At 37.8% G+C, this 26,937-nt stretch carries 23 protein-coding genes and 3 riboswitches; of the genes, 1 reads left to right on the top strand and 22 read right to left on the bottom strand.

Going from position 1 to position 26,937, the window contains the following annotated elements; genetic code table 11:
* Window positions 1-258: 258 nt before the first annotated feature.
* The 15 genes from purD to GH741_RS19855 form a co-directional block, all read right to left on the bottom strand.
* Complete coding sequence (purD, locus tag GH741_RS19925; protein ID WP_153738510.1) at window positions 259-1,518, bottom strand: phosphoribosylamine--glycine ligase; 1,260 nt, start codon at window positions 1,516-1,518, stop codon at window positions 259-261.
* Window positions 1,519-1,564: 46 nt separating this feature from the next.
* The gene (purH, locus tag GH741_RS19920; protein WP_153738509.1) at window positions 1,565-3,097 is read right to left on the bottom strand and encodes a bifunctional phosphoribosylaminoimidazolecarboxamide formyltransferase/IMP cyclohydrolase; all 1,533 of its coding nucleotides are present in this window, start codon (window positions 3,095-3,097) and stop codon (window positions 1,565-1,567) included.
* Complete coding sequence (gene purN, locus GH741_RS19915; protein WP_153738508.1) at window positions 3,075-3,692, bottom strand: phosphoribosylglycinamide formyltransferase; 618 nt, start codon at window positions 3,690-3,692, stop codon at window positions 3,075-3,077. Before purN ends, purH begins: the two co-directional genes overlap by 23 nt.
* Window positions 3,685-4,713: a phosphoribosylformylglycinamidine cyclo-ligase gene (purM, locus tag GH741_RS19910; protein ID WP_153738507.1), complete on the bottom strand. Its 1,029-nt coding sequence runs from the start codon at window positions 4,711-4,713 to the stop codon at window positions 3,685-3,687. Before purM ends, purN begins: the two co-directional genes overlap by 8 nt.
* Before the next feature lie 27 nt (window positions 4,714-4,740).
* Window positions 4,741-6,153: an amidophosphoribosyltransferase gene (gene purF, locus GH741_RS19905; protein ID WP_153738506.1), complete on the bottom strand. Its 1,413-nt coding sequence runs from the start codon at window positions 6,151-6,153 to the stop codon at window positions 4,741-4,743.
* On the bottom strand, window positions 6,129-8,354 hold the full coding sequence (purL, locus tag GH741_RS19900; RefSeq protein WP_153738505.1) for a phosphoribosylformylglycinamidine synthase subunit PurL: 2,226 nt from the start codon (window positions 8,352-8,354) through the stop codon (window positions 6,129-6,131). The genes purF and purL overlap by 25 nt, the downstream gene beginning before the upstream one ends.
* Window positions 8,338-9,021 (bottom strand): phosphoribosylformylglycinamidine synthase subunit PurQ, encoded by a 684-nt coding sequence (purQ, locus tag GH741_RS19895; RefSeq protein ID WP_338079584.1) that lies wholly within the window; start codon window positions 9,019-9,021, stop codon window positions 8,338-8,340. Before purQ ends, purL begins: the two co-directional genes overlap by 17 nt.
* Complete coding sequence (purS, locus tag GH741_RS19890; RefSeq protein ID WP_153738504.1) at window positions 9,018-9,269, bottom strand: phosphoribosylformylglycinamidine synthase subunit PurS; 252 nt, start codon at window positions 9,267-9,269, stop codon at window positions 9,018-9,020. Before purS ends, purQ begins: the two co-directional genes overlap by 4 nt.
* The gene (gene purC, locus GH741_RS19885; protein ID WP_153738514.1) at window positions 9,266-9,979 is read right to left on the bottom strand and encodes a phosphoribosylaminoimidazolesuccinocarboxamide synthase; all 714 of its coding nucleotides are present in this window, start codon (window positions 9,977-9,979) and stop codon (window positions 9,266-9,268) included. The genes purS and purC overlap by 4 nt, the downstream gene beginning before the upstream one ends.
* Window positions 9,980-10,074: 95 nt before the next feature.
* Window positions 10,075-11,367 carry an adenylosuccinate lyase gene (gene purB, locus GH741_RS19880; RefSeq protein WP_153738503.1) on the bottom strand — a complete coding sequence of 431 codons (1,293 nt, stop codon included), beginning with the start codon at window positions 11,365-11,367 and terminating at the stop codon, window positions 10,075-10,077.
* 11 nt (window positions 11,368-11,378) lie between these two features.
* Entirely contained in the window at window positions 11,379-12,515 is a 1,137-nt protein-coding gene (gene purK, locus GH741_RS19875; RefSeq protein ID WP_153738502.1) for a 5-(carboxyamino)imidazole ribonucleotide synthase, read from the bottom strand.
* Complete coding sequence (gene purE, locus GH741_RS19870) at window positions 12,502-12,993, bottom strand: 5-(carboxyamino)imidazole ribonucleotide mutase (protein WP_153738501.1); 492 nt, start codon at window positions 12,991-12,993, stop codon at window positions 12,502-12,504. The genes purK and purE overlap by 14 nt, the downstream gene beginning before the upstream one ends.
* A 15-nt stretch (window positions 12,994-13,008) precedes the next feature.
* Window positions 13,009-13,188, bottom strand: coding sequence for a hypothetical protein (locus GH741_RS19865; RefSeq protein WP_153738500.1), 180 nt, complete (start codon window positions 13,186-13,188; stop codon window positions 13,009-13,011).
* A riboswitch (purine riboswitch) is annotated at window positions 13,158-13,257 on the bottom strand. Its footprint overlaps the gene before it by 31 nt.
* An 86-nt stretch (window positions 13,258-13,343) precedes the next feature.
* Window positions 13,344-13,559: an NETI motif-containing protein gene (locus GH741_RS19860; protein WP_153738499.1), complete on the bottom strand. Its 216-nt coding sequence runs from the start codon at window positions 13,557-13,559 to the stop codon at window positions 13,344-13,346.
* On the bottom strand, window positions 13,543-14,100 hold the full coding sequence (locus GH741_RS19855; RefSeq protein ID WP_338079583.1) for a DUF2179 domain-containing protein: 558 nt from the start codon (window positions 14,098-14,100) through the stop codon (window positions 13,543-13,545). Before GH741_RS19855 ends, GH741_RS19860 begins: the two co-directional genes overlap by 17 nt.
* Before the next feature lie 816 nt (window positions 14,101-14,916).
* Between GH741_RS19855 and GH741_RS19850 the strand changes: the two genes are divergently transcribed.
* Complete coding sequence (locus tag GH741_RS19850; RefSeq protein ID WP_153738498.1) at window positions 14,917-15,348, top strand: Hsp20/alpha crystallin family protein; 432 nt, start codon at window positions 14,917-14,919, stop codon at window positions 15,346-15,348.
* 57 nt (window positions 15,349-15,405) lie between these two features.
* Here GH741_RS19850 and GH741_RS19845 read toward each other — a convergent pair whose 3' ends face one another.
* From GH741_RS19845 to GH741_RS19815, 7 genes are all read right to left on the bottom strand, one after another.
* On the bottom strand, window positions 15,406-16,707 hold the full coding sequence (locus GH741_RS19845; RefSeq protein WP_153738497.1) for an NCS2 family permease: 1,302 nt from the start codon (window positions 16,705-16,707) through the stop codon (window positions 15,406-15,408).
* Window positions 16,708-16,808: 101 nt separating this feature from the next.
* Window positions 16,809-16,911, bottom strand: a riboswitch (purine riboswitch).
* Window positions 16,912-17,007: 96 nt separating this feature from the next.
* The gene (gene guaA / locus GH741_RS19840) at window positions 17,008-18,555 is read right to left on the bottom strand and encodes a glutamine-hydrolyzing GMP synthase (RefSeq protein WP_153738496.1); all 1,548 of its coding nucleotides are present in this window, start codon (window positions 18,553-18,555) and stop codon (window positions 17,008-17,010) included.
* Window positions 18,556-18,627: 72 nt separating this feature from the next.
* A riboswitch (purine riboswitch) is annotated at window positions 18,628-18,729 on the bottom strand.
* A gap of 29 nt (window positions 18,730-18,758) precedes the next feature.
* On the bottom strand, window positions 18,759-20,966 hold the full coding sequence (locus tag GH741_RS19835) for a DUF4129 domain-containing transglutaminase family protein (protein WP_153738495.1): 2,208 nt from the start codon (window positions 20,964-20,966) through the stop codon (window positions 18,759-18,761).
* Entirely contained in the window at window positions 20,966-22,231 is a 1,266-nt protein-coding gene (locus GH741_RS19830) for a DUF58 domain-containing protein (RefSeq protein ID WP_153738494.1), read from the bottom strand. Before GH741_RS19830 ends, GH741_RS19835 begins: the two co-directional genes overlap by 1 nt.
* Window positions 22,231-23,193 carry an AAA family ATPase gene (locus tag GH741_RS19825; protein ID WP_153738493.1) on the bottom strand — a complete coding sequence of 321 codons (963 nt, stop codon included), beginning with the start codon at window positions 23,191-23,193 and terminating at the stop codon, window positions 22,231-22,233. The genes GH741_RS19830 and GH741_RS19825 overlap by 1 nt, the downstream gene beginning before the upstream one ends.
* A 252-nt stretch (window positions 23,194-23,445) precedes the next feature.
* On the bottom strand, window positions 23,446-24,813 hold the full coding sequence (locus GH741_RS19820; protein WP_153738492.1) for a TrkH family potassium uptake protein: 1,368 nt from the start codon (window positions 24,811-24,813) through the stop codon (window positions 23,446-23,448).
* A 320-nt stretch (window positions 24,814-25,133) separates the two neighbouring features.
* Window positions 25,134-26,894: a methyl-accepting chemotaxis protein gene (locus GH741_RS19815; protein ID WP_170287673.1), complete on the bottom strand. Its 1,761-nt coding sequence runs from the start codon at window positions 26,892-26,894 to the stop codon at window positions 25,134-25,136.
* Window positions 26,895-26,937: the final 43 nt, after the last annotated feature.

The raw sequence follows: 26,937 nt of genomic DNA, 5'->3' as shown, positions 1-26,937 counted from the left end.
TTGAGCTTATCTATCTCCATTTCTTTATTGTTTCAAATAAGATGATGATTGGAGCGTAGGGCAGTCGACTCCAGCGGGAAAAGCGACGGCTGAAAATCCCGCAGGAAGTGGGTTTCTTCCGAGGAAGTTGAAGCGTTGCCCGCGGAAAGCGACTGCCTGGAGCGCAAATCAACTAAGCTACACTACGTCGCAATTTTCATCAATTACGTAAATAGCAAAAAAAACGTGCAATTGATTATATCAACTGCACGTTTTCCTCTAGTTTTTACTATTGAACCCAATATCGCTTCGATAAAAGAATTTTTCATCATGATCAAATACTTTTAGATACTCGTAAATATATTTTTGTGCCTTCTGCTGTTCCTTTTGTACAGACCCAACCAGTAGTACACGACCACCTGTCGAAAAGTAATTTCCATCATGATTACGACCAGTTCCAGCATGAATGACAAAGCAATCACTCGTTTGTTTTAATTCTGGCAACTGGATTTCTTTGCTGTATGAACCGGGATATCCCTGTGAAGCCACCACCGTTCCAATACAATAGGCATCTTCCCATTCTAGGATGGGATCTTTATCAGCTAGAATATCTATGATAACTTGGATAAGATCATTTTTTAATAGTGGAAGTACCACCTGTGTCTCAGGGTCTCCTAACCTAGCATTGAATTCTATTACTTTAGGTCCGTGGGCTGTTTCTATTAGACCTGCATATAAAATTCCTGTAAACGATCTTTCCTCTTCAATCATACCTTTTGCAGTTGGAATAAGAATATGTTTAACAGCGAAGTCAATATCAACTTGGTCTAAATCTGGTACAGGAGAGAATGCCCCCATCCCCCCTGTGTTTGGTCCTTGGTCATTATCATAGGCACGTTTATGATCTCTAGCAGGCAGAAGAGGATACACTTTTTCACCATGAACGAAAGCCATCAGAGAGAATTCTTTTCCCTCTAAGTATTCTTCAACTACTACCCGGCTCCCAGCATCGCCAAATTTATTATCTACAAGCATCATTTCAACTGCTTGGATAGCTTCATTTACACTTGTTGCGACCACTACACCTTTTCCTGCTGCTAGTCCATCTGCTTTTATTACAATCGGAGCACCTTTTTGTTCAATGTATTGCTTAGCTTCGTCGACATCGGTAAATGTTTGGTAATCTGCCGTAGGAATACTATATTTGTTCATAAAAACCTTGGCAAAGTCTTTACTTCCTTCAATTAATGCGGCTTCCTTGGTAGGACCAAATACATTAAGCCCTTCTTTTTTAAATGCATTAACCACTCCAGCAAGTAATGGTATTTCTGGTCCAACTATTGTCCAGTCTATTTGATTGCTTTTCGCAAAGTCTACCAATTCAGTCACTTGATTATCTTTAATATTGACACAGGTAGCCTCTGCTTCTATTCCACCGTTACCAGGGGCGGCATAGATCTTACTAACCTGTTTACTTTGAGCTAGTTTTTTAACAATACTATGTTCACGGCCACCACCGCCAATGACTAAAACGTTCATGTTATCCCCCCTCAAACTGCTAGAACCTACCCTATACAGCTAATTTTTAATGCTTAAAGTGACGCATACCAGTAAGTACCATTGTAATGCCATGTTTATTACAAGCATCGATCGAATCTTGATCACGTTTTGAACCACCAGGTTGGATAATCGCTGTAATTCCTGCTTCAGCTGCTGCTTCTACTGTATCAGGCATTGGGAAAAATGCATCGGATGACATCACCGCACCTTTAGCCTTATTTCCTGCTTGTTCGAACGCTATTTTCGCTGCACCTACTCGGTTCATTTGTCCAGCACCAACTCCAAGTGTTTGATCACCCTTCGCTACAACAATAGCATTGGATTTCACGTGTTTGACTACCTTCCAAGCAAACAATAATTCAGCTAATTCTATTTGATTTGGTTTTCTGTCAGTTGGAACAGTGATGTCTTCTTCAGTTACAGTTCCATTATCCCGGTCTTGGACAAGTAAACCGCCAACTACACTTACTACTTTCTTTGTGTTCGACCCTGCCCATTCCATTGGCGTTTCAAGTAATCTAATATTTGGTTTCACTGTTAACAATTCTAACGCTTCGTTCGAGAAAGAAGGAGCAATAATTATTTCTAGGAAGATATCTTTTAATTGGTTAGCCGTATCAGCATCTACTTCACGGTTCAATGCGATAATTCCACCAAAAATCGATACGGGATCCGCTTCATATGCTTTTGCATAGGCTACAGAAATAGTCTCACCGATTCCTACACCACATGGATTCATATGCTTGACCGCAACCGCTGCTGGTTTACTATACTCCAGCACAATTTCTAACGCAGCATTTGCATCCTGTATGTTGTTATAAGACAATTCCTTACCATGAAGCTGTTTTGCATTTGCAATCGATGCACCTTTAACGTTCGCCTCTTGATAAAAAGCTGCTTGTTGATGAGGATTTTCCCCGTATCTTAATGATTGAACTTTTTCATATGTAATAGTTAACGTTTCAGGATCTGTTTCTCCTGTGATTGTTGTAAAGTAATTGGCAATCATTGCATCATAATTTGCTGTATGCCTAAATACTTTTGCAGCTAATTGTTTACGGAAATCAACGGATGGCTGTACTGAATTTAACTGATTTAGTACAGAATCATAGTCACTAGGATCGACTACTACAGTAACATCCCGGAAGTTCTTGGCAGCTGCACGAAGCATTGTCGGCCCGCCAATATCAATATTTTCAACCGCTTCCTCTTCAGTAACACCTTCTTGTTCAATCGTTTGTTTAAACGGGTAAAGGTTCACTACCACAACATCAATTGGATGAATGTCGCGATCCAACAACTGCTTCTGATGTGATTCATCGTCACGTCTAGCAAGTAGACCGGCATGAATAAACGGATGAAGTGTTTTGACTCTTCCATCTAGAATTTCTTCGAAGTTGGTAACTGCAGAAACAGGTATTGCTGGAAGACCAGCTTCCTTTAAGGCTTTTAATGTTCCACCTGTAGAAACCAATTCGTATCCAAGCCTATCCAATCCCTTTGCAAACTCAACTAAATTACTTTTATCTGAAACACTAAGTAGTGCTCTCTTTTTCATTTAAAAATGCTCCTTCCTTATTGTCCGACGAAATCAGTGATTGTATGATCTTTGGGAACAGTCGATGCTCGATGGACTGTAACCTTTGCTGCAATGATTCCCTGCTTTCCTTTTCGTGTATTCGCAATGATTCCTGCTCGATTATTTTCCCAGTATCCATTCCTTCATCTACAAAATGGATAGTTACTCCTGTCACCTTTACACCAGTAGCTAGAGCTTGACCAACTGCATCTTTTCCAGGGAAAGATGGTAGCAATGATGGGTGAATATTAATAATTTTTGATTGAAAAGGGGTTAACAAAGTGGGACCAATTAGTCGCATATAGCCTGCTAGAACAATCCAATCAATGTGACGGTTTTGTAATTCCTTTACTATTTTTTGTTCAAATTCTGATTTAAAGTTATATTGTTTTGGATCAAAGACAAATACCGGCACCTGATATTTTGCAGCCTTGTTCAACACTAGTGCACCAGGCTTGTCACATACTAACAGTGCTACACAATAGTCTAGACTTTCCAACTCTACCTTGTCCATCAACGCTTCAAAATTACTACCTGTTCCCGAGGCAAAGACAGCAACTTTTGTTTTACTCATTTATTACTGCCACTCCTTGATCATCCACCACTTCTCCAATAATAGAAGCTTGTTCACCAATATCGTTTAGGAGCTGTAATGCCATCTCAGCTTCATGAGGTGATACAACAATAGCCATACCTATTCCCATATTAAATACACCTAACATATCATTAAAATTAAGTTCAGCCTGTTCTTGTAGAAAGGAGTATATTCCTGGTATTTCCCATGATCCCGCAACAATTCGGGCACCAAGATTTTCCGGCAAGGCTCGAGGGATATTTTCGTAGAATCCTCCACCTGTTATGTGGCTAATCCCCTTAATCGTGATGTCTAGCTTTAGTTGTTTGATTGCTTTCACATAAATCTTTGTTGGTGTTAATAATACCTCACCAAGCGATTTGTCTAAAGGCGCATAGGTAGATAATAGATCGAGATTTTGCTCATCTATTATTTTACGAACTAATGAAAATCCATTCGAATGAAGTCCACTAGAAGAAATCCCAATTATCTTGTCCCCTGTTTCAATTTCCTCGCCAGTAATTATTTCACTTTTTTCTGCGATACCTACAACGAAGCCAGCTAAATCATATTCTCCATCCTGGTACATACCGGGCATTTCTGCAGTCTCTCCACCTATTAAAGCACTGCCACTTTCCACACAACCATCTGTAATACCTTTTACTATTTGTTCAATCTTTTCAGGCTCATTTTTCCCGCAGGCAATGTAATCAAGAAAGAATAAAGGGTCAGCTCCCTGTGCAACAATATCATTCACACACATAGCAACCAAATCAATCCCTACTGTATCGTGCCTATCCATATCAAAAGCAAGCTTTAGCTTGGTTCCAACTCCGTCTGTCCCTGACACCAATACTGGTTGCTTATATGAGAAGGAGGATAAATCAAATAACCCCGCAAACGCCCCAACTCCACCCAATACTTCCGGGCGGTTTGTTGTTTGAATATGCTTCTTCATCAAATCAACAGCTCGATAACCGGCTTCAACATCTACACCAGCTTGCTTGTAAATTTCACTCATTAGACCGCTCCTTTTAGACTTGGTAAATTAACCTTTGTAGGCTGGTAGTAAAGTATCCGGATAGATTTCTGTTGGATAATTCCCAGTAAAACATGCGTTACAAATTCCATGATCAATCGATTCTCTATCTGCAACTATGGATTTCTCTAATCCCTCGGTAGTTAGAAAAGCTAAACTATCTGCTCCTATTAACTCTCGAATTTCTTCTACGTCATAATTAGAAGCGATTAATTCTCCTTTATTTGAGGTATCAATCCCATAATAACAAGGATTTACGATTGGCGGTGACGCAATGCGAACATGAACTTCTGTTGCACCAGCTTCCTTCAGGAGACGGACAATTCGTTTACATGTCGTTCCGCGTACGATAGAATCATCGACCATGACGACCCGCTTTCCCTCTACAATTCCACGTACCGGGGATAGCTTCATTTTCACCCCTTGCTCCCTTAATTCCTGCGAGGGCTGAATAAACGTACGACCTACATAACGATTTTTTATTAGTCCTAATTCATATGGAATTTCAGCAGCCTCTGCATAGCCTATTGCAGCAGAAATACTTGAATCTGGAACACCTGTCACAACGTCTGCCTCAACTGGCGCTTCACTTGCTAGCTGTTTTCCCATTGTTTTCCGACTAGCATGAACATTTAATCCATCCAAATCACTGTCCGGTCTGGAGAAATAGACATATTCCATTGAACAAAGCGTTCTTTGCATCGGCGAGGCAAATCGTTTTGTCGTTATACCATTATCATCAATGGTTAGCAGTTCTCCAGGTTTGACCTCTCTAATATATGTTGCGCCAATAAGATCAAACGCACACGTTTCTGAAGCTACCACATAAGCTCCACCTAGCATCCCAATCGACAATGGACGTAACCCGCGGGGGTCAAGTGCAACAAATAATTGATCCTCAGTTAAGATAGAAAAGGCATATGCACCTTTAATCATGCTAAGGGCTGACGCAATTGCTTCATCCATCGCTAAATGGCCACTGCGTTTAATTAGGTGGGCAATTACTTCTGTATCAGAAGTTGTTTGTAAAATACTGCCCTGGGCTTCTAATTGGTTTTTTAAAGCATATGCGTTAACTAAATTGCCATTATGAGCAAGCGCCATACTTTTCTTTTGTGAACGAAACACAAGAGGTTGGACATTGTCATAACCGCCCCCACCTTGGGTTGCGTAGCGAACATGACCAAGGGCAGCAGTGCCCTTCAAACGAGTAAATTCATCTTGTTGGAAGACTTCGTTAATCAATCCATTCCCTTTATGCAAATGTAGCTCCTCACCATCACTCGTGACAATTCCGGCACCTTCTTGCCCACGGTGTTGTAGAGCATGCAATCCATAATAAGTCATCTCAGCAGCCTTTTCATGACCCCATATCGCAAACACACCGCACTCTTCATTTAGTCCCTTGATTTCAGCAAGCATGGTATAGCCCCTTTCCATAATGCTTTCAAGCTCTCAACTGACTCTTCAATAATCGTTTCCTCACTACTATTTACCCGAAGTGTTCCACTGTCTGTTACATATCCTAAATGGTTCGCATCTTCTACTAAACTTTCAAATTGATCTCTTTTTTCCTGTTTTACTGATACTAGGAAACGGGATTGGCTTTCACTAAACAATTGGACAGTTAAGTCGCCTGCAAGCTTTACTTCACATCCTAAGTTATTATCAAATAGACTCTCAGCAAGCGCTACGGCGAATCCACCCTCCGCTAAATCGTGAGCAGAAGAAATCAAACCTGATTGAATCGCCTCTAACAATTGACTTTGGCGCTTCGCTTCCACATCTAAATCAATACTAGGTGCTTTTCCGAAGTAACTATTTTCTAAAATATTCTGTAATTCACTTCCACCAAATTCCGGCTTAGTTTCACCGATTAGATAAATAGCATCACCAGCTGTTTGGAAAAACGATGGCGTGATATGTTCCAGTGACTCTAACAAACCTACCATCCCTACTACTGGAGTTGGGAAAATGGATTGACCATTTGTCTCGTTATAAAGTGAGACATTTCCACTTATCACAGGCGTATTAAGTTTCAAGCTCGCTTCGCTCATTCCATCAACGCTTTTCTCCATTTGCCAGAAAATTTCTGGTTTATCCGGATTACCGAAATTCAATCCATCGGTTAAAGCCATTGGTCTTCCGCCGGAACAAACAATATTTCTTGCCGCTTCAGCAACAGCAATCTTCCCACCTATTTCTGGGTCTAAATAGATATAACGCGAATTACAATCCGTCGTCATTGCCAGCGCCTTATCGGTACCACGAACACGTATTATAGCCGCATCAGATCCAGGTGTAACAACTGTATTTGTTTGAACCATTGAATCATATTGGTCATAAACCCACTCTTTACTAGCTATTGTTGGCTGTTGTAGCAATGCTTTTAATGCCTCACTATAACTGTTAACGGTTGGATAGTAATCGTCCATTTGTTGGAATTTTTTATAATAATCTGGTACTTTTGAAGGTTTATGATAAACTGGTGCATCCTCTGCCAATGAATCGACAGGAATATCAGCAGCAACCTTACCTTTATGAATTAAACGGAAACGGTTGTCATCAGTTACACGTCCTACCGCGACAGCCTCTAATCCGTACTTTGTAAACACGTCAATAATTCCTTGTTCTTGCCCTTGCTTTACTACTAACAGCATCCGCTCCTGAGATTCAGATAGCATTAGCTCATATGGAGTCATATCTAGTTCACGTTGAGGGACTAAGTCTAAGTCCATCTCCATACCTGTTCCAGCCTTACTTGCCATTTCACTAGCTGAGGATGTAAGTCCGGCTGCTCCCATATCCTGCATACCGACTAATGCTTCATGATGGATAACTTCTAGGCAAGCTTCAATTAATAATTTTTCCATAAATGGATCGCCTACCTGAACAGATGGACGTTTACTTTCTGACTCTTCCGATAGATCCTCTGAAGCAAATGTGGCACCATGAATACCATCTCTTCCTGTACGTGCTCCTGCGTAAATTACTGTATTACCAATTCCTGCAGCAATACCTTTTTGAATATCCTTTTGATCAATTATCCCAACACACATTGCGTTAACTAGAGGGTTCCCTTCATAACAATTATCAAATTGAACCTCTCCTCCAACTGTCGGGATGCCGACGCAGTTACCATAGCCAGCAATGCCATTAACAACCTCTTCAAACAAATATTTCACACGACCTGTGGTTAAGTTACCAAACCGAAGTGAATTTAATAGCGCTATTGGCCTAGCACCCATCGAAAAGACGTCGCGAATAATTCCACCAACACCAGTTGCAGCCCCTTGGTATGGTTCTACTGCAGACGGGTGATTATGGCTTTCAACCTTGAAGACAACTGCTTGACCATCGCCAATATCAATAATTCCAGCACCTTCACCAGGACCTTGAATAACATGTGAGCCTTTGGTTGGGAACTTTCTCAAAAGTGGTTTAGAAGTTTTATAACTACAATGCTCTGACCACATAACAGAGAAAATACCAGTTTCCGTGAAGTTTGGACGACGATTCATTATTGACTTAACAAGATCAAACTCTTCGTCTGTTAAACCCATATCACGATATAGACGATCCTTTTCTATTACTTCAGGAGTAATCTCAGGCGCTTGTAACATGTGCTTCCCTCCAGTTATTCACAATTGATTTAAACAACTTTAGACCATCAGTACCACCAAGTATCTGTTCCACAGCACGTTCAGGATGTGGCATCATGCCTAGTACGTTGCCTTGTTGATTAACGATCCCTGCGATATCACTAATAGAACCATTTGGATTATTTGTATAGGTAAACACAATTTGATTATTTTCTTTTAACTTCTGTAAAGTAGCCTCATCACAATAATAATTCCCTTCCCCATGGGCAATTGGCAGGGAAATTATTTCTCCATCCTTATAGGCTGATGTGAACATAGTGTTTTTGTTTTCTACCTTCAGGCCCTCAAAATGGCAGATAAACTTAAGGTTTTTATTTCTTAGCATTGCACCTGGTAACAGTCCAGCTTCTAATAAAATTTGAAATCCGTTGCACACACCAAGAACAGGTTTCCCAAGTTCTGCTTGTTGCTTTATTTCCTTAACAATATGAGAGGTTGAGGCGATTGCTCCCGTCCGTAGGTAGTCACCGTAAGAAAAACCACCAGGAAGTAAAATAGCATCATAGTCTGATAGATTTGCAGTTTGATACCAAACCAATTCTGCTTCTTCTCCTAGTGCATCCTTTGCCGCAAAGTACATGTCTCTGTCACAATTTGACCCAGGAAAAACAACTACAGCAAACTTCACTGAACGACACCCTCTTCGATCGTATATTTGTAATCTTCAATTACCGGATTCGCAAGTAATTTAGAACACATTTCTTCGATTTTCACTTCTACCTCTTCATTGTCGTCAACCAATAGTTCCATGTATTTTCCAACTCTGGCTTGTTGAACCTCAGAATAACCTAATGTGTTTAATGATTCTTGCACGGCTCTACCTTGAGGATCTAATACACCCTGCTTTAATGTGATATATATTTTAACTTTTTTCATTTTACTGCCTCCAGACGATTAAGAATAGTATCGTAAACCTTTAAAAGATCACCTAAATCTTCTCGAAAAACATCTTTATCCATCTTCTCACCAGTTTTACGATCCCATAATCGACAGGTATCCGGAGATATTTCATCAGAAAGAACAATTTCTCCATCTAGTGTTCTACCAAACTCTAATTTAAAATCCGCTAGTGTTAAATCTATTCCCTTAAAGAACTCCTGCAGATATGAATTAATGGTTAATGCTGCTTGTTTAATTTCCATTAAATCTTTTTCCTTAGCATCTGTCAGAAACAATGCATGCTCATTATTAATTAACGGGTCACCTAGTTCATCGTTTTTATAAAATAACTCCACTAGAGGTGGGGTGAACGGTGTCTTTTCTTTAATTCCCAGCCTCTTGGTTATGCTTCCCGCTGCGATATTTCTGACAACGACTTCAATTGGGATAATTGTTGTTCTGATAACGAGTTGTTCTGTATCATTTAGTGCTTGTTTAAAGTGTGTCTTGATCCCTTTTTCATGTAAAAATTCAAATACTTTGGCTGAAATCAAGTTATTATATTTTCCTTTTCCTTCAAAGGTTGCTTTTTTCAACCCATTAAAAGCTGTTGCATCACTTTTATAAGAAAGAATCAAGTTGTTGTCATTTCCCTCTACAAAATAGACTCTTTTTGCTTTACCTTCATATAATAAATTCCCCTTCAAACTAGTCACCCCATCCTTAGTTTGGTATTAGAAAAGCCTAGTTACCTCGTATTTAAAAAATCCCTGTTTGATGCTAGCTAATCATAAACAAACTCTTATAAACCAATCTTGTCAAAAATACGGTCAACGTTTTTCAAGTGATACGTGTGATCAAAGCAATCAGCTATTTGTTCTGGTGATAATGTTGACGTAATTTTATCTTCTGCTTCAATTAATTCTCTGAATGGAATACCATTTTCCCATGCCTTCATCGCGTTAGGTTGAACAATGTCATACGCTTCTTCTCTGCTCATTCCTTGGTCAATTAATGATAGTAGTACACGTTGCGAAAAGATAACGCCATAGGTTTTATCAATATTTGCTTTCATGTTTTCTGGGAACACAGTTAAATTCTTAACAATGTTTGAGAAACGATTTAACATATAGTTTAGAGCAATTGTTGCGTCTGGTAAGATTACTCGCTCTGCAGATGAATGAGATATATCGCGCTCGTGCCATAGTGATACATTTTCATATGCAGTTACCATGTAGCCCCGGATTAATCTTGCCATTCCAGTCATATTTTCTGAGCCAATTGGATTGCGTTTATGCGGCATTGCAGAAGAACCTTTTTGACCTTTTGCAAAAAACTCTTCTACCTCTCTAGTTTCTGTTTTTTGTAGCCCACGGATTTCTGTTGCAAATTTTTCTATTGAGCTTGCAATCAACGCCAGTGTTGAGACGTAATGTGCATGACGGTCACGTTGTAGCGTTTGTGTTGAAACTGGCGCAGCTGCTAATCCTAATTTTTCACAAACATATTCTTCAACAAACGGATCAATATTCGCATACGTGCCGACAGCGCCTGATAACTTACCTGTCTCAATAGTTTTTGCTGCAGCTTCAAATCTTTCTAGATTACGCTTCATTTCTTCATACCAAAGCGCCATTTTCAAACCAAATGTAGTCGGTTCAGCATGGACACCGTGAGTTCTACCCATCTGCACGGTATGTTTATGTTCCTTTGCTTTGTCTGCTAAAATATCAACAAATCGCTCAATATCTTTTCTGAGAATGGTGTTTGCTTGTTTTAATATATAAGATAATGCCGTGTCAACTACATCAGTGGAGGTAAGTCCGTAATGAACCCATTTTCGTTCCTCGCCAAGCGTTTCTGAGACTGCACGAGTAAATGCCACCACATCGTGTCTTGTCTCTTCTTCTATTTCTAGAATGCGATTTACATCGAATGAAGCACTTTCACGAATTTTTTTTACATCTTCCTTAGGAATAACCCCTAATTCACTCCATGCCTCACATGCTAAGATTTCAACTTCTAGCCATGCATTATATTTGTTTTCATCCGTCCAAATTGTTCCCATTTCTTCTCGTGTGTAACGATCAATCATTTAATTTCCTCCTAATTTCTCTTAGCTATTAATTTTTGTTTATTGTCTACCAAATTAATTAATTGTGTAAGCTTTGATCCTACAAATGTGATATGTCCCATTTTCCGGTTAGGTTTAATTTCTTTTTTCCCATAGACATGAATATGAGCACCGCCTAATTCATCCATACGGTTTAGATAGTCAGTCATATCTTCCCCAATAAGGTTTATCATAACTGATGCTCCTTGAAATTCAATTGGGATCAAAGGAAGTCCACAAATCGCTCGGATATGTTGCTCAAACTGAGAAACGTTACAGCTTTCAATTGTGAAGTGTCCTGAATTATGGGGTCTGGGTGCCATCTCGTTAATATAGATATCTTCCCCTTGAACAAACATTTCGATTGCAAAGGTACCAACCACTCCAATTTCCTCAGCAATTGAACGAGCTGCATCTAACGCTTTAGTCCTTGTCGCTTCAGAAATACTTGCCGGAGCAATTGTTTTATGTAAAATATGATTTTCATGCTGATTTTCAGCAATCGGGAAAAAAGTGATTTTCCTATCCATTGTTCTTGTTAACACCACGGATATCTCTTTATCGAAAGCTAACCATTGTTCAAACATGCATCTTCCATTCTGTTCTAAAAACCCTAGAGCGGCATGGATATCTCCTGTTGATTCAATTTTCAGTTGTCCTTTCCCATCATAACCACCACGACAGGTTTTAAGAACTGCAGGGAAACCGATACGATCTAATGCATCGTACAATTCGGCGTGATTTTCAATCACTTCATAGGAAGCAGCAGGTAAATTATTTTTTACAATTATCTTTTTTTCATTCTCTCTATCTTGAGTAATAGCTAACAATTCTGCTCCTTGAGGAAGAACTCCGTGCTTTTCAAGGTAACGGGCAGATACAAGGTCAACATTCTCAAATTCATAAGTAACCACGTCTGATAGTTCCGCTAATTGCTTAATTGCTTTTATGTCGTCATAGTCTGCGACAATATGGCGATCACTTACTTGTGCAGTTGGACAATCCGGTGTTGGATCTAAAACTACAATTCGATAGCCCATATGCTTGGCTGCAATAGCCATCATTCTTCCTAATTGACCTCCACCAACGATACCTATTGTATGTCCCGGTAGTATCCTATTCTGTTGCAAGTTGATCCCTCATTTCCTCAACTTTTTTTCTCATTGAGTTCTGATAATCTAGTAATCTAGTTGAAATTTCATCATCAAAAGCACCCAATATCTGTGCGGCCAGTATGCCTGCATTCTTTGCTCCAGCACTACCAATTGCCACTGTCGCTACGGGAACTCCTCCTGGCATTTGGACGATTGATAGCAAAGAATCTAGCCCATTAAGACTCTTCGATTGGACTGGAACCCCAATAACGGGTAAAGTAGTTTTTGCTGCGACCATTCCTGGTAAGTGGGCAGCACCACCTGCTCCAGCAATGATTACTTTCAATCCTCTACCTTTTGCCTCTTCAGCATATTGAAACATATCTTCAGGAGTCCTGTGGGCAGAAATGATTTCCTTTTCAAATGGAATATCTAGCTCCTTCAATACATCACAAGTGTTCTTCATTGTTTCCCAATCAGATAAGCTTCCCATAATTACCCCAACACGATTCATAAAAAGACCTCTTTTCTATGACCCATCATTTAAATTAATATAAGTGCTGTTTTTACTAACAAACAAAGAAATGCCTATTCGTCTCCTCATAATGAGAGAAGATGAATAGGCATAAGTGACCCAAGGTTCATATGCATTCATAATAATCATTGCTAATTTCTCCACAATGATTCTTCTTCCATCATAGTCCATCATTTACGGCGACGGGTAGAGACTATCGGGCCATATCCCCGAAATTATATGAGGTAAGTTTATTATTAATAAGTTGTATTTATATGATAACAAGTAGTGAAGTTTTATGTCAATAAATATCGAACGTTTTTAACGAACATTTTTTAAAACGTTCGTCTTTATAGGGGTACAGTTTCAAAAACTACTTTTTTGCTTACGGGATCGTAGGTAATTACACCATCTTTATTTATTTCTTGAAAGACAGGTACCTCTGTTCTCCTTATCGGGGTGTACCCTTCCTGTTCAATCCGAGCAAGGCATTGATCGATGGTTTCCCCCTGCTGCAATTCAAAGCGTTTTTTTGAATTATTTTTCTTATTACTGTTTTTTGACATTTTTAAAAAGTCTTCCCTTCCTAACTTGTTTGACCCAGAATCCACCATGAATTTGCTTTGGCTCATAAGAGATTATAAATGCTTTTGGATCGATATTCTTAATTACTTCATATAACTGTAATTCGTATTTTCTCGGTGTTAGTATTTGCATGGACAAACGATCCCCATCCATTCCATATGCATACGAGCTTGTCACTCCGTAACCTTTATCCCGCAATTGTTTCGTAAAGGTTAATTCAGGATCAGCCGAGATAACATTGACAGTAATGTACCCAAGCGCAAGTTTCTCTTCAATCATTGAACCAACTATGACACCTATTCCATAACCAAGCGCATAGGCTACCAGATTTTCTATTCGGTCTAGGTTACCCAACACCAACCCAAGTCCTAATGTGTAAATCGTTATTTCAAACATTCCAATAAAAGCGGCAATGTATCTTCTACCTTTAAGAGTTAAAATTACCCTCATCGTCGAAAATGACACGTAAAAAACGTTTACCGATAATATGATTACGATCATAACTAATGCATTATCCAGCACAATAAATGCCTCCTAAATCTTCTTATTAATACTTTCACCCATTTAACTTAAAGGCTCTTTTCATAAGTTTTGTTTCTTTTTAGTCTTCACATTAAAAATGCGACGTAACATACAGCTTTCACACCGCTGCGGAAATACACTACGCTTTCCGCGGGTGGCTGTTGAGCCTCCTCGCGCTACGCACTGTGGGGTCTCACCTATGCCTTTCCCTCCCGCAGGAGTCTCCGTGTATTTCCTTCGCTGCTACCCTTTGCTCCATTCATCATATAAGTAAATAGCTGTTGTTTGGTTTATTCTAGTTATCAAACATAAGTAATACTAGCTGACGAATACACAAAAAACTCCTAAAGAAGTAGAAACCTTCGTGCGATGAAAATTCTAATTAATGAGTAGTGATATTTCATGAAATAAACGTTTCTTGGAGTTCTTGTTACTTGAACAGAAAGTTGCTCTAAGCTGCGGAAAAATGCGAGACTCCTGTGGGAAAGGAACAGTCTGAAGACCCCGCAGTGAGTGTTCTTTACGAGCGAGGAGGCTGAAGCGTTCCCCACGGAAAGCGAGTATTTTTCCGCAGCGGCGAGCTAACATTCATCCCATAAAGACCGAAAGGAAGTATAGATACTCTTTCAAAAACAACAATCTTTTAGGGAACAGCCAACTTGAAAAGTTTTTTCTTATTTCATGATATCACTTTTTAAGCAATTCACCTATAAAACAGGTCCTGCATACACTATATCGCAATCTTACTTCACTATAACTACAAATACAACGAACTAATTACAGAGATAATAAAGACTTTAAAATAGGAGGAATTTGATGGATCCCTTTAGCAATATGGGCGATTGGAAAAAAAACATGGACAGTTTCTTTGGCGATAGTTTTTGGAACGAGTTTGAAGATGTATTAAAACCACCTGTTCCACAAATAAATTTATACCAATATGAAAAGGAAATACTTTGTTACGTTAATTTACCAGGAGTCAAAGACTTGGAAAAAATAGATGTTTACGTAGACTACGCAACTCTTGAACTAAAAGGAATCATTGATATTGAGCATTCAGGTGGCAAGGTGATTAAAAACGAGATTATCCAAGGGGTGTTTGAGAGAAAAGTTGAGTTACCCTTTCCTGTTCGCAGTGATAAAATTAATGCAACCTACCAACATGGATTGCTCGTCCTACAGTTACACCGCTTAATAAAGGAACAAACGAACAAAAGTAGACTTTCTATTCAGCATTTAGATCAATAATATAACTAAAGAGAAAAGAGCTTTGGCCAAATTGACCAAAGCTCTTTAAATTTTATTTTAGTGTAAGTAAGTCAGGTATAAAACAAATACCACAAACAGACCCCACATAATCGGATTAATTTCTTTTATCTTACCTTTTGCAATCATTGTAATTGGATAGAAGATAAAACCAACTGCAATACCTGTAGCGATACTATAAGTTAACGGCATTGCTACTACTGTAAGAAATGATGGTACTGCAATTTCAAATTTATCCCACTCAATATCTTTTAATGAGGTTGCCATTAATACACCAACAATAATTAACGCTGGCGCGGTAACTGCTGCTGTAACTACTCCTAGAAGTGGAGAAAATAATAGTGCTAGAAGAAAGAATCCAGCTGTTACTACTGCAGTAAATCCTGAACGACCACCGGCACTTACACCTGTAGCAGACTCAACGTAAGAAGTTGTTGTAGATGTTCCTAATGTAGCACCAACCACTGTAGCTGCAGAGTCAGAGAACAATGCTTTGCCAGCTCTAGGTAATTTATCATCCTTCATTAATCCTGCTTTAGTTGCAACAGCAACTAAAGTACCTGCTGTGTCAAAGAAGTCAACGAATAAAAATGTTAAGATTACACCAAGCATTGGAAGTGTAAAAATATCACCAAGGCTTGCAAATGCCGCACCAAATGTTGGAGCTAAGCTTGGAACTGCTCCAACCACTGCAGATGGAGGATCAATTAAACCAAAGATCATCCCAGCAATTGCTGTAACAATCATTCCGTAAAACACTCCACCTTTAAGGTCTAATGTAAGGAATACAACTGTAACAATAACACCAAAAACCGCAAGTAATGTAGTTCCAACAGACAAGTCACCTAGTGAAACCATTGTCGCTGGATTTGCAACAATAATTCCTGAATTCTGGAAACCAATAAAAGCGATAAATAAACCAATACCTGCACCAACAGCCAATTTCAAATTCGACGGTATTGCATTAATGATTTTTTCGCGGACACCAGAAAGAGTTAAAACAATAAATATAAGTCCTGATACTAGTACACCTGCAAGTGCTGTTTCCCAAGGAATACCCATTCCTAAAACAACAGTATAGGCAAAAAATGCATTTAATCCCATGCCTGGTGCTAATGCTATTGGATACTTAGCAACTAATCCCATGATCAGGGAACCGACTGCAGCAGCAAGTGCTGTTGCTGTAAAAACTGCACCTTGATCCATTCCAGTACCCTCAGCAGCTAACGTTGCTGGGTTAACGAATAAAATATAAGCCATTGCTAAAAACGTAGTTAATCCGGCAACAAACTCCGTACGGAAATTAGTACCTAATTCTTCAAATTGAAAAAACTTTTTCATTGTAAGATTCCTCCCCAGATTCGTCGCAAAAAAACACCCCTGGCAATATACCAAGAGTGCTACCATTAACTATACTGGGAATCGCAAATAACCATAAAAGGAAATTCACAAAACACCAGCGTAGTCAGACCAATTAACGGCGGTCTGGTAGAAACTCATGGGCCATATCCCCAAAATTATACGACGGTTTTTTTATTTAATTATGATTACAATCTTTATATTACTCGTGAATGGAATCCAAGTCAACAGAAAAAGCGAATGTTTTTATCGTTAGATAATCTAACGTTCGGTTATTGCCACTTATTCCCATTCAATTGTTGCAGGTGGTTTACTAGTAATATCGTAGACAACTCTGTTTATTTGGTCCACTTCATTAACAAGACGAGTTGAAATCCTTTCAAGCACTTCCCACGGAATCCTAGCCCAATCTGAGGTCATTCCATCAATGGAGGTGACAGCACGTATTCCAATCGTGTAATCGTACGTTCTAGCATCACCCATAACTCCTACACTTCGAATATCAGGAAGAACGGTGAAATACTGCCAAATATCACGTTCTAAACCAGCATTCTTTATTTCTTCTCTCAAAATGGCATCTGATTCTCTGACTATTTCTATTTTTTCCTGTGTGATTTCACCTAATACTCGAATACCTAGACCTGGGCCAGGAAATGGTTGTCTCCAAACGACCGCTTCAGTTAAGCCGAGTTCAGTCCCGAGAACTCGGACTTCATCCTTAAACAAAGCACTTAATGGCTCAAGCAATTCAAACTGCATATTTTCTGGTAATCCACCAACATTATGATGGGAGTTAATTGTTTGGGCTGTTTCCGTACCGCTTTCCACAATATCCGTGTACAGTGTTCCTTGTGCCAAGAAGTCAATATCCTTAAGTTTGTCCGCTTCATCATCAAACACATAGATAAACTCATTGCCAATAATCTTTCGTTTTTGTTCCGGATCGGATACACCTTTTAATTTTGATAGAAAACGCTCTTGAGCATTTACTCTAATAATATTCATATTGAATCCTTCTTGGAAGGTCTCCATTACCATGTCGCCTTCATCTTTTCGAAGTAAACCATGATCAACAAAAATACATGTTAACTGATCGCCGATTGCTTTATGAATTAAAGCTGCTACTACCGAAGAATCAACTCCACCACTCAATGCACACAACACTTTTTTATTGCCTACTTTGGAACGGATTTTTTCTATTTCTTGATCAATAAAGTTATCCATTGTCCAATCACCGGTGGAATCACAAATATCAAAAACAAATTGTTTAAGAAGCTGGTTGCCATATTCGGTATTTCTAACTTCCGGATGAAACTGTACTCCGTATAAGTTACACTCTATGTTACTCATAGCAGCTATTGGTGTTGATTTACTAGTCGCATCAATAGCGAATCCTGCTGGTGGTTCAATTACTTTATCACCATGACTCATCCAAACGGACTGAGATTGTGGTGTTCCGGTGAATAGACCTGATTCATTTACTAAATTAATTTCTGCTTTGCCATATTCTCTATCTTTTGCTTTTCTTACAGTTCCACCAAAATGTAAAGTCATTAACTGCATACCATAACAGATCCCAAGAATAGGAATACCCAAATCAAAAATACGCTCATCACATCGAAAGCTATTCTCATCATAGACACTATGTGGACCACCTGATAAAATAATCCCTTTTGGGTTCATTTCCTTTATCTCTTCAGCAGTAAGTCTATGAGAATGAAGTTCACTATAGACACCAAACTCTCTTATCCGTCTAGTGATCAACTGATTATATTGACTTCCAAAGTCTAGTACTAGAACCATTTCATTGTTAACATCCACGGCAATCATCTCCTTTATCTAATCCAGCAAAACAAAAAATCCGCCCTCAGCTAAGAAGGCAGAAATCAGTAGTAAAGACATATAAACGATTTCTACCTTCATAGCAAAGACATTTACGGTATCTTAGTAGAAACGCTCGGTCCATATTACCGAGCATATATGAAGGTATTATTTATAGATTTATATCATTCTATCAATGACGTTATTTCGGGTCAAGTTAATGTTTTCTTAATTAAATTTTCCCACAATTCCGTAATCTTTTCCCTTTCGTACGAATCCTCTTCATTTCTGTAAATCATTCTCTCAAAGTGATAGGTTAACCGTGTCATATCGGTAGTTTGGAACTCTTTATCGACATGGCGAGCATATTCTCTTAATGTTTGCCCCTGTGATCGTTTTATACCCTTATGATCAAGGACCTTTAGTAAGTAGTGATAAGCATTTTGGGTAGCCACTACCCCACCCTTGTTCTTATATCTTTTAATCATTATCGTTGTTCTCCAACGATATCTCGTCAAATAGAGTAAAATGCTCACTGCTGCAACGACTGCACTACTAACAAGGACAATTGACAATACCGAATCAGAGGAATTTCCACCGGTTTCATCACCAAAAGCTTCAGCTGCTTCTTCTTCAAAATCTTGGTAATTACCTTCTAATTCTTCCTCTGTCTCTTGCTCTTGAACAGTCTCATTATCTTCTTCTGTTTCGGTTGTTTCCTCATCTAAATAGAAATCCACCGCACTAGAAAATCCTGATGTGGGTTCAAATGGCACCCAGCCTATCTCTGGAAAGTAAACTTCTACCCACGAGTGAGCATTTGAATTACTTATTTCATAAACCTCTAGATCATTAGGGAGTCCAGAAGGTTGTTCATCCAGCCTATCTCCTGATGTAAAACCTTTTACCCAACGAGTAGGTATACCTAGAGTTCGGAGCATCACTACCATTGACGTTGAGAAGTTATCACAATACCCTACTTTTGTTTCAAACAAAAATTGATCAACGTAATCATCGCCTTGTCGCGGGACCGCAACTTCTTCTGTTTGATAAGCGAAGCCATTCCGATTAAAATATTGCTCTATCGCTATTACTTTTTCATACCTTGTTTCCGTGTCTATTACTACTTGTTCAGATAGGTTACCTATTCGGTCTGGTAAATCTTCTGGTAACTGCAGATACTTCTCTCTTATCTCTTCTGGATCATTATCAGTTGATTCAAGTAGTTGATTGATAGAAAAAGAGGGATAGTTATAGTTTAACGTATAATTACTTAATATCCCTTGTGATAAATTGCCACCAGTGGTTATTGACCCGGTGTTTTGATCCAATAAATATTCCTCGTCAGAATTACTAGAAACAGTCTCTACTCCATATGGGTACACTAATTTGGGTAAGGAAGCATTCTCTTCGAATCTTACCATTGCAGACAGATTTTCAGTAGCAACTGTGTCATGAAAAAGTTCTAATGACATTCTTCCAGATGGTTGTTCTTGGTAATTTAGCTCTGTTGAACTTTCCCAGCCTTTGCCCGTGTACCTATCCTTTGTTTCGATCCTCCAATAATGCTCCTGGCTAACTGCAGCTTGGAAAACAGGTGTAAAATCTTGAACAAATGATCCTCCAAGTCTGGAATCGTTTTCTCCATAGCCAACTTTTTGCACCACAGAACTTCCACCTTCACCAATACCAGCATTTTGAGCAGTGCTCGTTATAAAAGGAACTGGATCTGGCCATTTAGGCTCTTGCTTTGGAGAAATTACACCTATTATCGTTAAGCAGGAAACAATTAGTAACAAGGGAACAATTCTAGACAGAAAATTATTACTACCATCATATTGAACTGATTTACGTTCTAGTTCATTTGATAGACTAGCAACACCCATAGCAATTAACGATACGACAAATGTACGGACAATAGCTGCATTAGCTTCATACATCGTAAATGTATCAAGTACGGTTATATAAATAAAAGTCAATAATACAAATAGAAAAATTCGCTTTGCGATAACAAACCAATAATATAACAGGTAACTCATCGTCCATAACAACAGTAAGAATAATAGACTTCTAAATAATGGAGTCATTTCCTCCCATTGCTGACTAGTCATCACGTCAAAATTAAATTGTGCATGCATGTACAATAAACTAAACCAGGCTGGACTGAGTATTGGTTCTGTCATAAATAATCCGTCTATCAGAATGACAATCCCTGCGGTTTTAAGAGGTATTGATAGCCACCACTTCACATTTAGCATCGAAATAAAAAAGCAAAAAGCAGCGTAAATCACAAATAATACCAAATCACCAGTATCAGAAATGGTATCCAAAGGACGCAACCACTCCCAAAATAACAAGAACCCACAGATATATACAATATATTGATAGATTTGCGGCTGATTCAGAGATGGACGCGCCATTACATGTTCACCTCAAATCTTTGTGAAATAAGTACTTTTTCCGTTAATAAATTAACAATAACACCTTCAATAGTGAGTTGGTTAATAATTTGATTATCCTCATTCGTAATCTTAGACAACGGTTGAATTAAATAGACAACAACTCTCTTACTCTTTCTCTTTACGATGTCAATCGATTGTTTTATTTCAGGATTAATATAAGTAATAACAATCATTGTCGTTAATCCTTGTGGAACCTTCTTTATTTCCTCTGCCAGTTGCTGATGAAAGGCAACTCCCTCACTAGGCTCTACTTTTGCAAGAAATCTATCAATTAAATCTTTCTTACGAGAATCCTCATGAAACGGGAAAAATACTGGCTCTTTACCTAGCGTTAAAAAACCCAATTGTGAGGTTTTCTTTTTAAAAAACTCAATTAATGAAAAGGTAACCTCGACACTAGCCTCATATACAAGTTTATTCAACCCATCATAGTCAACCGCATCTAGAATTAGAGTAGTTCCCGAGCTTTTTTCTTGTTCAAATTCTTTCGTCATTACTGTGTTTTTTCTAGCCGTTGTCTTCCAATCTATCCATGAAAAACGATCACCAGGCATATACTCGCGAACACCAGTAACTACATTGGCATTTTTCATAGTTATGTTTTGAGAAGGAGAAGTTCCTTCATCAAAGCTACTCACTCTCTCTCTAACCATGAGTTCCCGCCGATGAGGATACACTAATAATCGATTAGTAACTGAAGCGACGTAGTCCCTCTTAATAAATCCAAAAAAGTCCCCCGTTTTAATCCGAATTGCGTTTAGTTGGTGTTCACCACGGGGCAAATTCTCCAGTGTATACTGGAAGTGAATTGTTTTTTTAAACCAAGGAAATACAGCCTTTTCCAATAGTCTTTTTTCATTGATAATTTCTGGTTGGTCAAAATATCGATAGTTTTGTAGATTAATACTTTTCTGTTGTAATGATAATGGGAAAAACTCTTCAATAATACAATAGTGGATAGGGAACGGCCATCTTCTTTTAATCTCGACGTTAACAGTAATGGCATCCCCAGCCCTTGCTACATTTTGGGATAAGGTTCTCTTTACCGACCATTTAGAAATTGGGTGTATTAAGAGAAGGAACAGATAAACTAACAGGGGAAGAAAACTATAAAATAAAAACCAACTGACAAAACCACCCTGGAACATAGCATAGGTAAAGAAAACAACAAATATCAATAAAATTTGCATTAGCTTTATAATAAAGCTAAGGTTTTCTTTCATTAAAGATATTCCTTTCGAACAGGGATAGAAATAGTTTCTAACAATTCCCCTATAATTTTTTCTTCAGTTGTCCCCTGAAACTTAGCTTCAGAATTTAAAATAATACGATGCGCCAGAACATAAGGTGCTAAATACTTCACATCATCAGGAATAACATAGTCACGATCATGAATAAATGCGAATGCTTTGGCTGCCTTCATCAATGCAATCGATCCCCTCGGACTAACTCCTAAATAAACAGATTCATGATTCCTCGTTGCCGTCACAAGTTGAACAATATATTGTTGAACACCTTTTTCAATAAATACTTCTTTTACCTGATTCTGAACACCAATCAATTCTTCTTTAGTCATAACCGCTTCGACTGATTTAATTGGATGCTCTTTCGAGGTTCTATCAAGCATTTCTAACTCTTCTGCATATGTTGGGTAACCCATTTTTAATTTCAGTATAAAACGATCTAGTTGTGCCTCTGGTAATGGATAGGTTCCCTCGTATTCAATCGGATTCTGTGTTGCCATTACAAAGAACGGTGGATTAAGTTGAATTGTTGCGCCATCAACTGTCACACTCATCTCTTCCATAGCTTCTAACAAAGCAGATTGTGTTTTTGGGGATGTTCTATTTATTTCATCAGCGAGAACGATATTCCCTAGAATAGGGCCTCCTCTGAATTCGAACTCCAACTCTTTAGGATTATATATCGAAACACCAGTAACATCAGATGGCAATAAATCTGGTGTGAATTGAATTCTCTTAAACTCACAATCCAAAGATTTTGCTAACGTTCTTACTAACATCGTCTTTCCTACTCCAGGAACATCTTCAAGTAGTACATGTCCCTCGGCCAATAAAGCAACTAAGCTTAGCGTTGCCTCTTTCTCTTTACCAATCATAACTTTACTAATATTTTTTAATACCTTGTTAATTTTTGAATTGTACAAAAATGTCTGCTGCACCATAACAAAACCCCTTCCGTTATATAAGCATGTATGTTTATACAAACTCTCCTATTATAACTATACTACATTGGGGGCGGTATTACGCAAGCAGATTGAAGTGGTAATGATGGAAATTTACGGATTTTTCACAATATTTTAATGGGAATAGTTGATTTGACCTATTTTACCCATATGTTTGGTTTATAGTGATAATAGAATATTTATAGATGCATGGTAAAAAAAAGGCCTTAGATAAATTCTAAGGCCTTGTTCTTATCCTATAATAACTTTTTCGGTTGGGAAGCGGTATATATCTTTTGTTTCCTTACCTCTCATTAGGAATATGAACGAGAATATTCCTATCCTACCAACAAACATTAGGAACATGATTAACGTTTTTCCAAATGTGCTGAGATCTGGAGTAATTCCCATAGACAATCCTGTTGTTCCAAAGGCAGAAGAAACCTCAAATATTATGGCTATAATTGGAAAATTTTCAGTTGAAGCTAACATAATAATAGAACTAATAACCAACATGGTTGCCGTTGATATAACTATAAATGACCTCGTCACATCTTCTGGATCAATCTCTCTTCCGAATACTTTAATGCTAGAGTTACCTTTTCCGTAGTTATATATTGCAAGCAACATGATGGCGAAAGTTGTTGTTCGAATACCACCACCAACACTACTTGGGGATGCACCTATGAACATTAGTGCAGACATAAATAACAAGGTCGGCATGGAAAATTCATTGACATCCATTGTTGCTAAACCGCCACTTCTTGATGTGACTGACATAAACAAACTATAAAAAAACGTTTCATGCCATACCTTATCAGCAAAAAATGCGTTTCTTTCAAGTAGATATATAAATAGCCATCCCACTAACACAAGAAGAAGAAATGTAAAGGTAGTTAGCTTTGTAAATAAAGAAAAATGGTATTTATTATTGGATTCTTTATAGTTACCACTCAAAAGATCTTGTACCTCGATCAAAACCGGAAAACCGATAGCACCCAAGACAATTAAAATAATGTTCACGAATTGCACAAAATAATCATCCGCGAATGGAATCAAGGAAGAACCAGTAATGTCAAAACCACCGTTCGTAGTAGCGCTGACTGCTCCAAAAAATCCTTGTAGCAGAGCTTCCTGCCAGGTATCAAAATACTGTAGGAAATAAGTGCTTAATATCAGTGCACCAACCAATTCGATAATAAGTACAATTTGGAAAATCTTAAGCATTAGCTTAACTAAGCCAGACAAAGTCTTACTATTTTGATCTACACGTATTAGTTGCCTGCCACGTAATCCAATTTTCTTACCTAAAATCACCCAAATAAATGTACCCATAGTCATAATTCCTATACCGCCGAGCTGTAGCACCAAAGCAATTGCTAATTTACCATATGTATTAAAGGTGTCAGCAGTGGAAACCACTGTTAACCCAGTTACACTTATTGCACTAACGGCAGTGAACAACGTATCAATAAAAGTAGGACTTACCCCTGGATAATGAAAAAAAGGTATGCCTAATAAGAGCGTAGCAAAGGCTACAGCTAATAAATAATAAATAACAATTATATGAAAGGTTGATAACTGTTTTGTTAGTTTAAAATTTTTTAAAGACAATTTCATAATTGAGCTCCTTGTTAATTAACATAAACTATTTGTAAGTTTATCATAAATGTGAAATCTTCGACTATATTATTTTAAATTACCTAATAGTTATCAGCATACCCTAAGCTAGTGTTCCTATTTCTATTAAAAATAACCCTAAAAGAGAGGCTATTTTTGACTTATTTTAAGTAGGCTTTATACCTCCAATTGTGTTTTTCTCTAAGTAGGCTAATTTAAAATTATACTAACTTTAGAATAACTTTTCTGTCTAAATGAACTCTTAGGTTTAATTATTAGTACTAAAAGAGATAGACCACCATTAAAGGTGGTCTATCTTTCTATACTCTAAATTTACTCAGTTCATCTTGTAATTCAGTAGCCGTATCAGCTAAATTTCTTGCAGATGCAGCTATCTCTTCCATAGATGCGTTTTGTTGTTGGGTAGCAGCTGCAATATTTTGTGTGAATCCATGAGAATCTTGAGTTAGTCCTTGCAGTTTTTTCATTGATTTAATTATATTACTAATACTGTCACTTACTTTATCAGAATTTGAATATAATGTTTTCGTGTTATTAGAAACATTGGTAATTGCTGTTGTGATATTATCAAAAGCACTTCCTGTTTTTTCGGTCAAAGTAACTCCATCTTCAACAACTTTATTACTTGAATTAACAGACTCGATTGCTTTCTGTGATTCTGATTGAATTTCTTTAATTAGATTGCTGATTTGTGTAGAAGCTACACCAGATTGTTCAGCCAATTTCCTAACTTCATCAGCCACTACTGCAAAGCCTTTACCTTGTTCACCAGCTCTGGCTGCTTCAATAGCTGCGTTTAAAGCCAATAGATTTGTTTGATTAGATATATCAGTTATAATAGTAATGATTTTACCAATCTCATTTGATTTTTGATCTAATGTTTGTATTACTTCTTCTACCTCTTTAGACTGTTTACCTATTAAAGTCATTTGACTTGTCATTTCAATTGCTACATTGTTTCCTTCAGTTGCAGTGTGTGTAGTTTCAGAAGTTTGTTGAGATATATCTTTTATAGACTCAATCATATTAGCCATTGTCTGAGACATATTATTAAGAAGATTATCAACTTCATCAACTGAATTGGATTGATTGTCAGATCCTTCAGCTAATTGTGTAGCTGAATCTGCAATTTGCTCTGTACCTTTACTTGTCTCTTCTGCACTAGCACTAAGTTCCTCTGAAGTCGATGCTACATTTACAGTTTTATCATTTACAGATGTAATAAAGTATTTCAAATTATTTTTCATATTATTAAAACTTGTAATCAATAAGCCTACTTCACCTTTGTCTTTTGTCTCAACATCAGCAACTGAAAAGTCACCTTCCGCAATTTGCTCGCTATATTGGACCAGTTTTTTAATAGGTTTACTTATACTATTAGCAAATAGAACTATTATGACAACGCTGACAATCAATGTAATAGCCAATACTATTAATGTACTATTTAGAACATTCTGAGCAGGTGCATTAAAATCCTTGTCATAAGTACCAGCGGCAATTACCCATCCCCAAGGTTCAAACTCTTGTGCATACGTGGTTTTAGGTGCTAGTTTTTCTGGATTATCTGGCAGTTCCCAAATATAACCGGAAAAACCATTTCCCTCTAAAGCACTATCCACTATTGATTTACCTACTAGTACTCCGTCCGGGTCTTCAACACTCCATAGATTAACCCCTTCTTTTAATGGGTGTGATAATAAAAGGCCCTCCCTATCCATAACAAAAGCATAACCATTTTCTCCAAGATGAACATTATCATTTATATTTCTTGTACCATCTTCGTTAGGCAAACCAGTTATCGCTTCTTTTGCATATTCTTTAGCCTCTTCTAATGTTATATCACCATGTTCAACCTCTTCATCTAAAGTTCTTAACATATTAATAGATTGATTCACATTGTTTTTAAGAAGCTCATTACCTAAGGATGCTAAATCTTTTTTCGCAATATTATAAGATACTAGACCCACTAATAACGTGGGAATAGCTACTAATAGTAAACAAATAGTGATTAGTTTAATTTTTAAAGACATATTATTATTTCTTTTTAATCCAGATTTCATTTTCATTCTCCTTATCATTCTAGTTAAATATCAACAATTTCAA

The organism is Aquibacillus halophilus (assembly GCF_009649745.1).
Taxonomy (GTDB): domain Bacteria; phylum Bacillota; class Bacilli; order Bacillales; family Amphibacillaceae; genus Aquibacillus; species Aquibacillus halophilus.
The sequence above is the reverse complement of the archived record's forward strand: the minus strand, read 5'-3'. Positions and strand labels throughout refer to the sequence as shown.

Excerpts from the sequence above, each read along its gene's own strand:
- purD (WP_153738510.1), bottom strand. The coding sequence starts at position 1,518 with ATGAACGTTTTAGTCATTGGCGGTGGTGGCCGTGAACATAGTATTGTT.
- purH (WP_153738509.1), bottom strand. The coding sequence starts at position 3,097 with ATGAAAAAGAGAGCACTACTTAGTGTTTCAGATAAAAGTAATTTAGTT.
- purN (WP_153738508.1), bottom strand. The coding sequence starts at position 3,692 with ATGAGTAAAACAAAAGTTGCTGTCTTTGCCTCGGGAACAGGTAGTAAT.
- purM (WP_153738507.1), bottom strand. The coding sequence starts at position 4,713 with ATGAGTGAAATTTACAAGCAAGCTGGTGTAGATGTTGAAGCCGGTTAT.
- purF (WP_153738506.1), bottom strand. The coding sequence starts at position 6,153 with ATGCTTGCTGAAATCAAGGGACTAAATGAAGAGTGCGGTGTGTTTGCG.
- purL (WP_153738505.1), bottom strand. The coding sequence starts at position 8,354 with ATGTTACAAGCGCCTGAGATTACTCCTGAAGTAATAGAAAAGGATCGT.
- purS (WP_153738504.1), bottom strand. The coding sequence starts at position 9,269 with ATGAAAAAAGTTAAAATATATATCACATTAAAGCAGGGTGTATTAGAT.
- purB (WP_153738503.1), bottom strand. The coding sequence starts at position 11,367 with ATGATTGATCGTTACACACGAGAAGAAATGGGAACAATTTGGACGGAT.
- purE (WP_153738501.1), bottom strand. The coding sequence starts at position 12,993 with ATGAATCGTGTTGGGGTAATTATGGGAAGCTTATCTGATTGGGAAACA.
- GH741_RS19865 (WP_153738500.1), bottom strand. The coding sequence starts at position 13,188 with ATGATGGACTATGATGGAAGAAGAATCATTGTGGAGAAATTAGCAATG.
- GH741_RS19860 (WP_153738499.1), bottom strand. The coding sequence starts at position 13,559 with ATGTCAAAAAACAGTAATAAGAAAAATAATTCAAAAAAACGCTTTGAA.
- GH741_RS19850 (WP_153738498.1), top strand. The coding sequence starts at position 14,917 with ATGGATCCCTTTAGCAATATGGGCGATTGGAAAAAAAACATGGACAGT.
- GH741_RS19845 (WP_153738497.1), bottom strand. The coding sequence starts at position 16,707 with ATGAAAAAGTTTTTTCAATTTGAAGAATTAGGTACTAATTTCCGTACG.
- guaA (WP_153738496.1), bottom strand. The coding sequence starts at position 18,555 with ATGATTGCCGTGGATGTTAACAATGAAATGGTTCTAGTACTAGACTTT.
- GH741_RS19835 (WP_153738495.1), bottom strand. The coding sequence starts at position 20,966 with ATGGCGCGTCCATCTCTGAATCAGCCGCAAATCTATCAATATATTGTA.
- GH741_RS19830 (WP_153738494.1), bottom strand. The coding sequence starts at position 22,231 with ATGAAAGAAAACCTTAGCTTTATTATAAAGCTAATGCAAATTTTATTG.
- GH741_RS19825 (WP_153738493.1), bottom strand. The coding sequence starts at position 23,193 with ATGGTGCAGCAGACATTTTTGTACAATTCAAAAATTAACAAGGTATTA.
- GH741_RS19820 (WP_153738492.1), bottom strand. The coding sequence starts at position 24,813 with ATGAAATTGTCTTTAAAAAATTTTAAACTAACAAAACAGTTATCAACC.
- GH741_RS19815 (WP_170287673.1), bottom strand. The coding sequence starts at position 26,894 with ATGAAATCTGGATTAAAAAGAAATAATAATATGTCTTTAAAAATTAAA.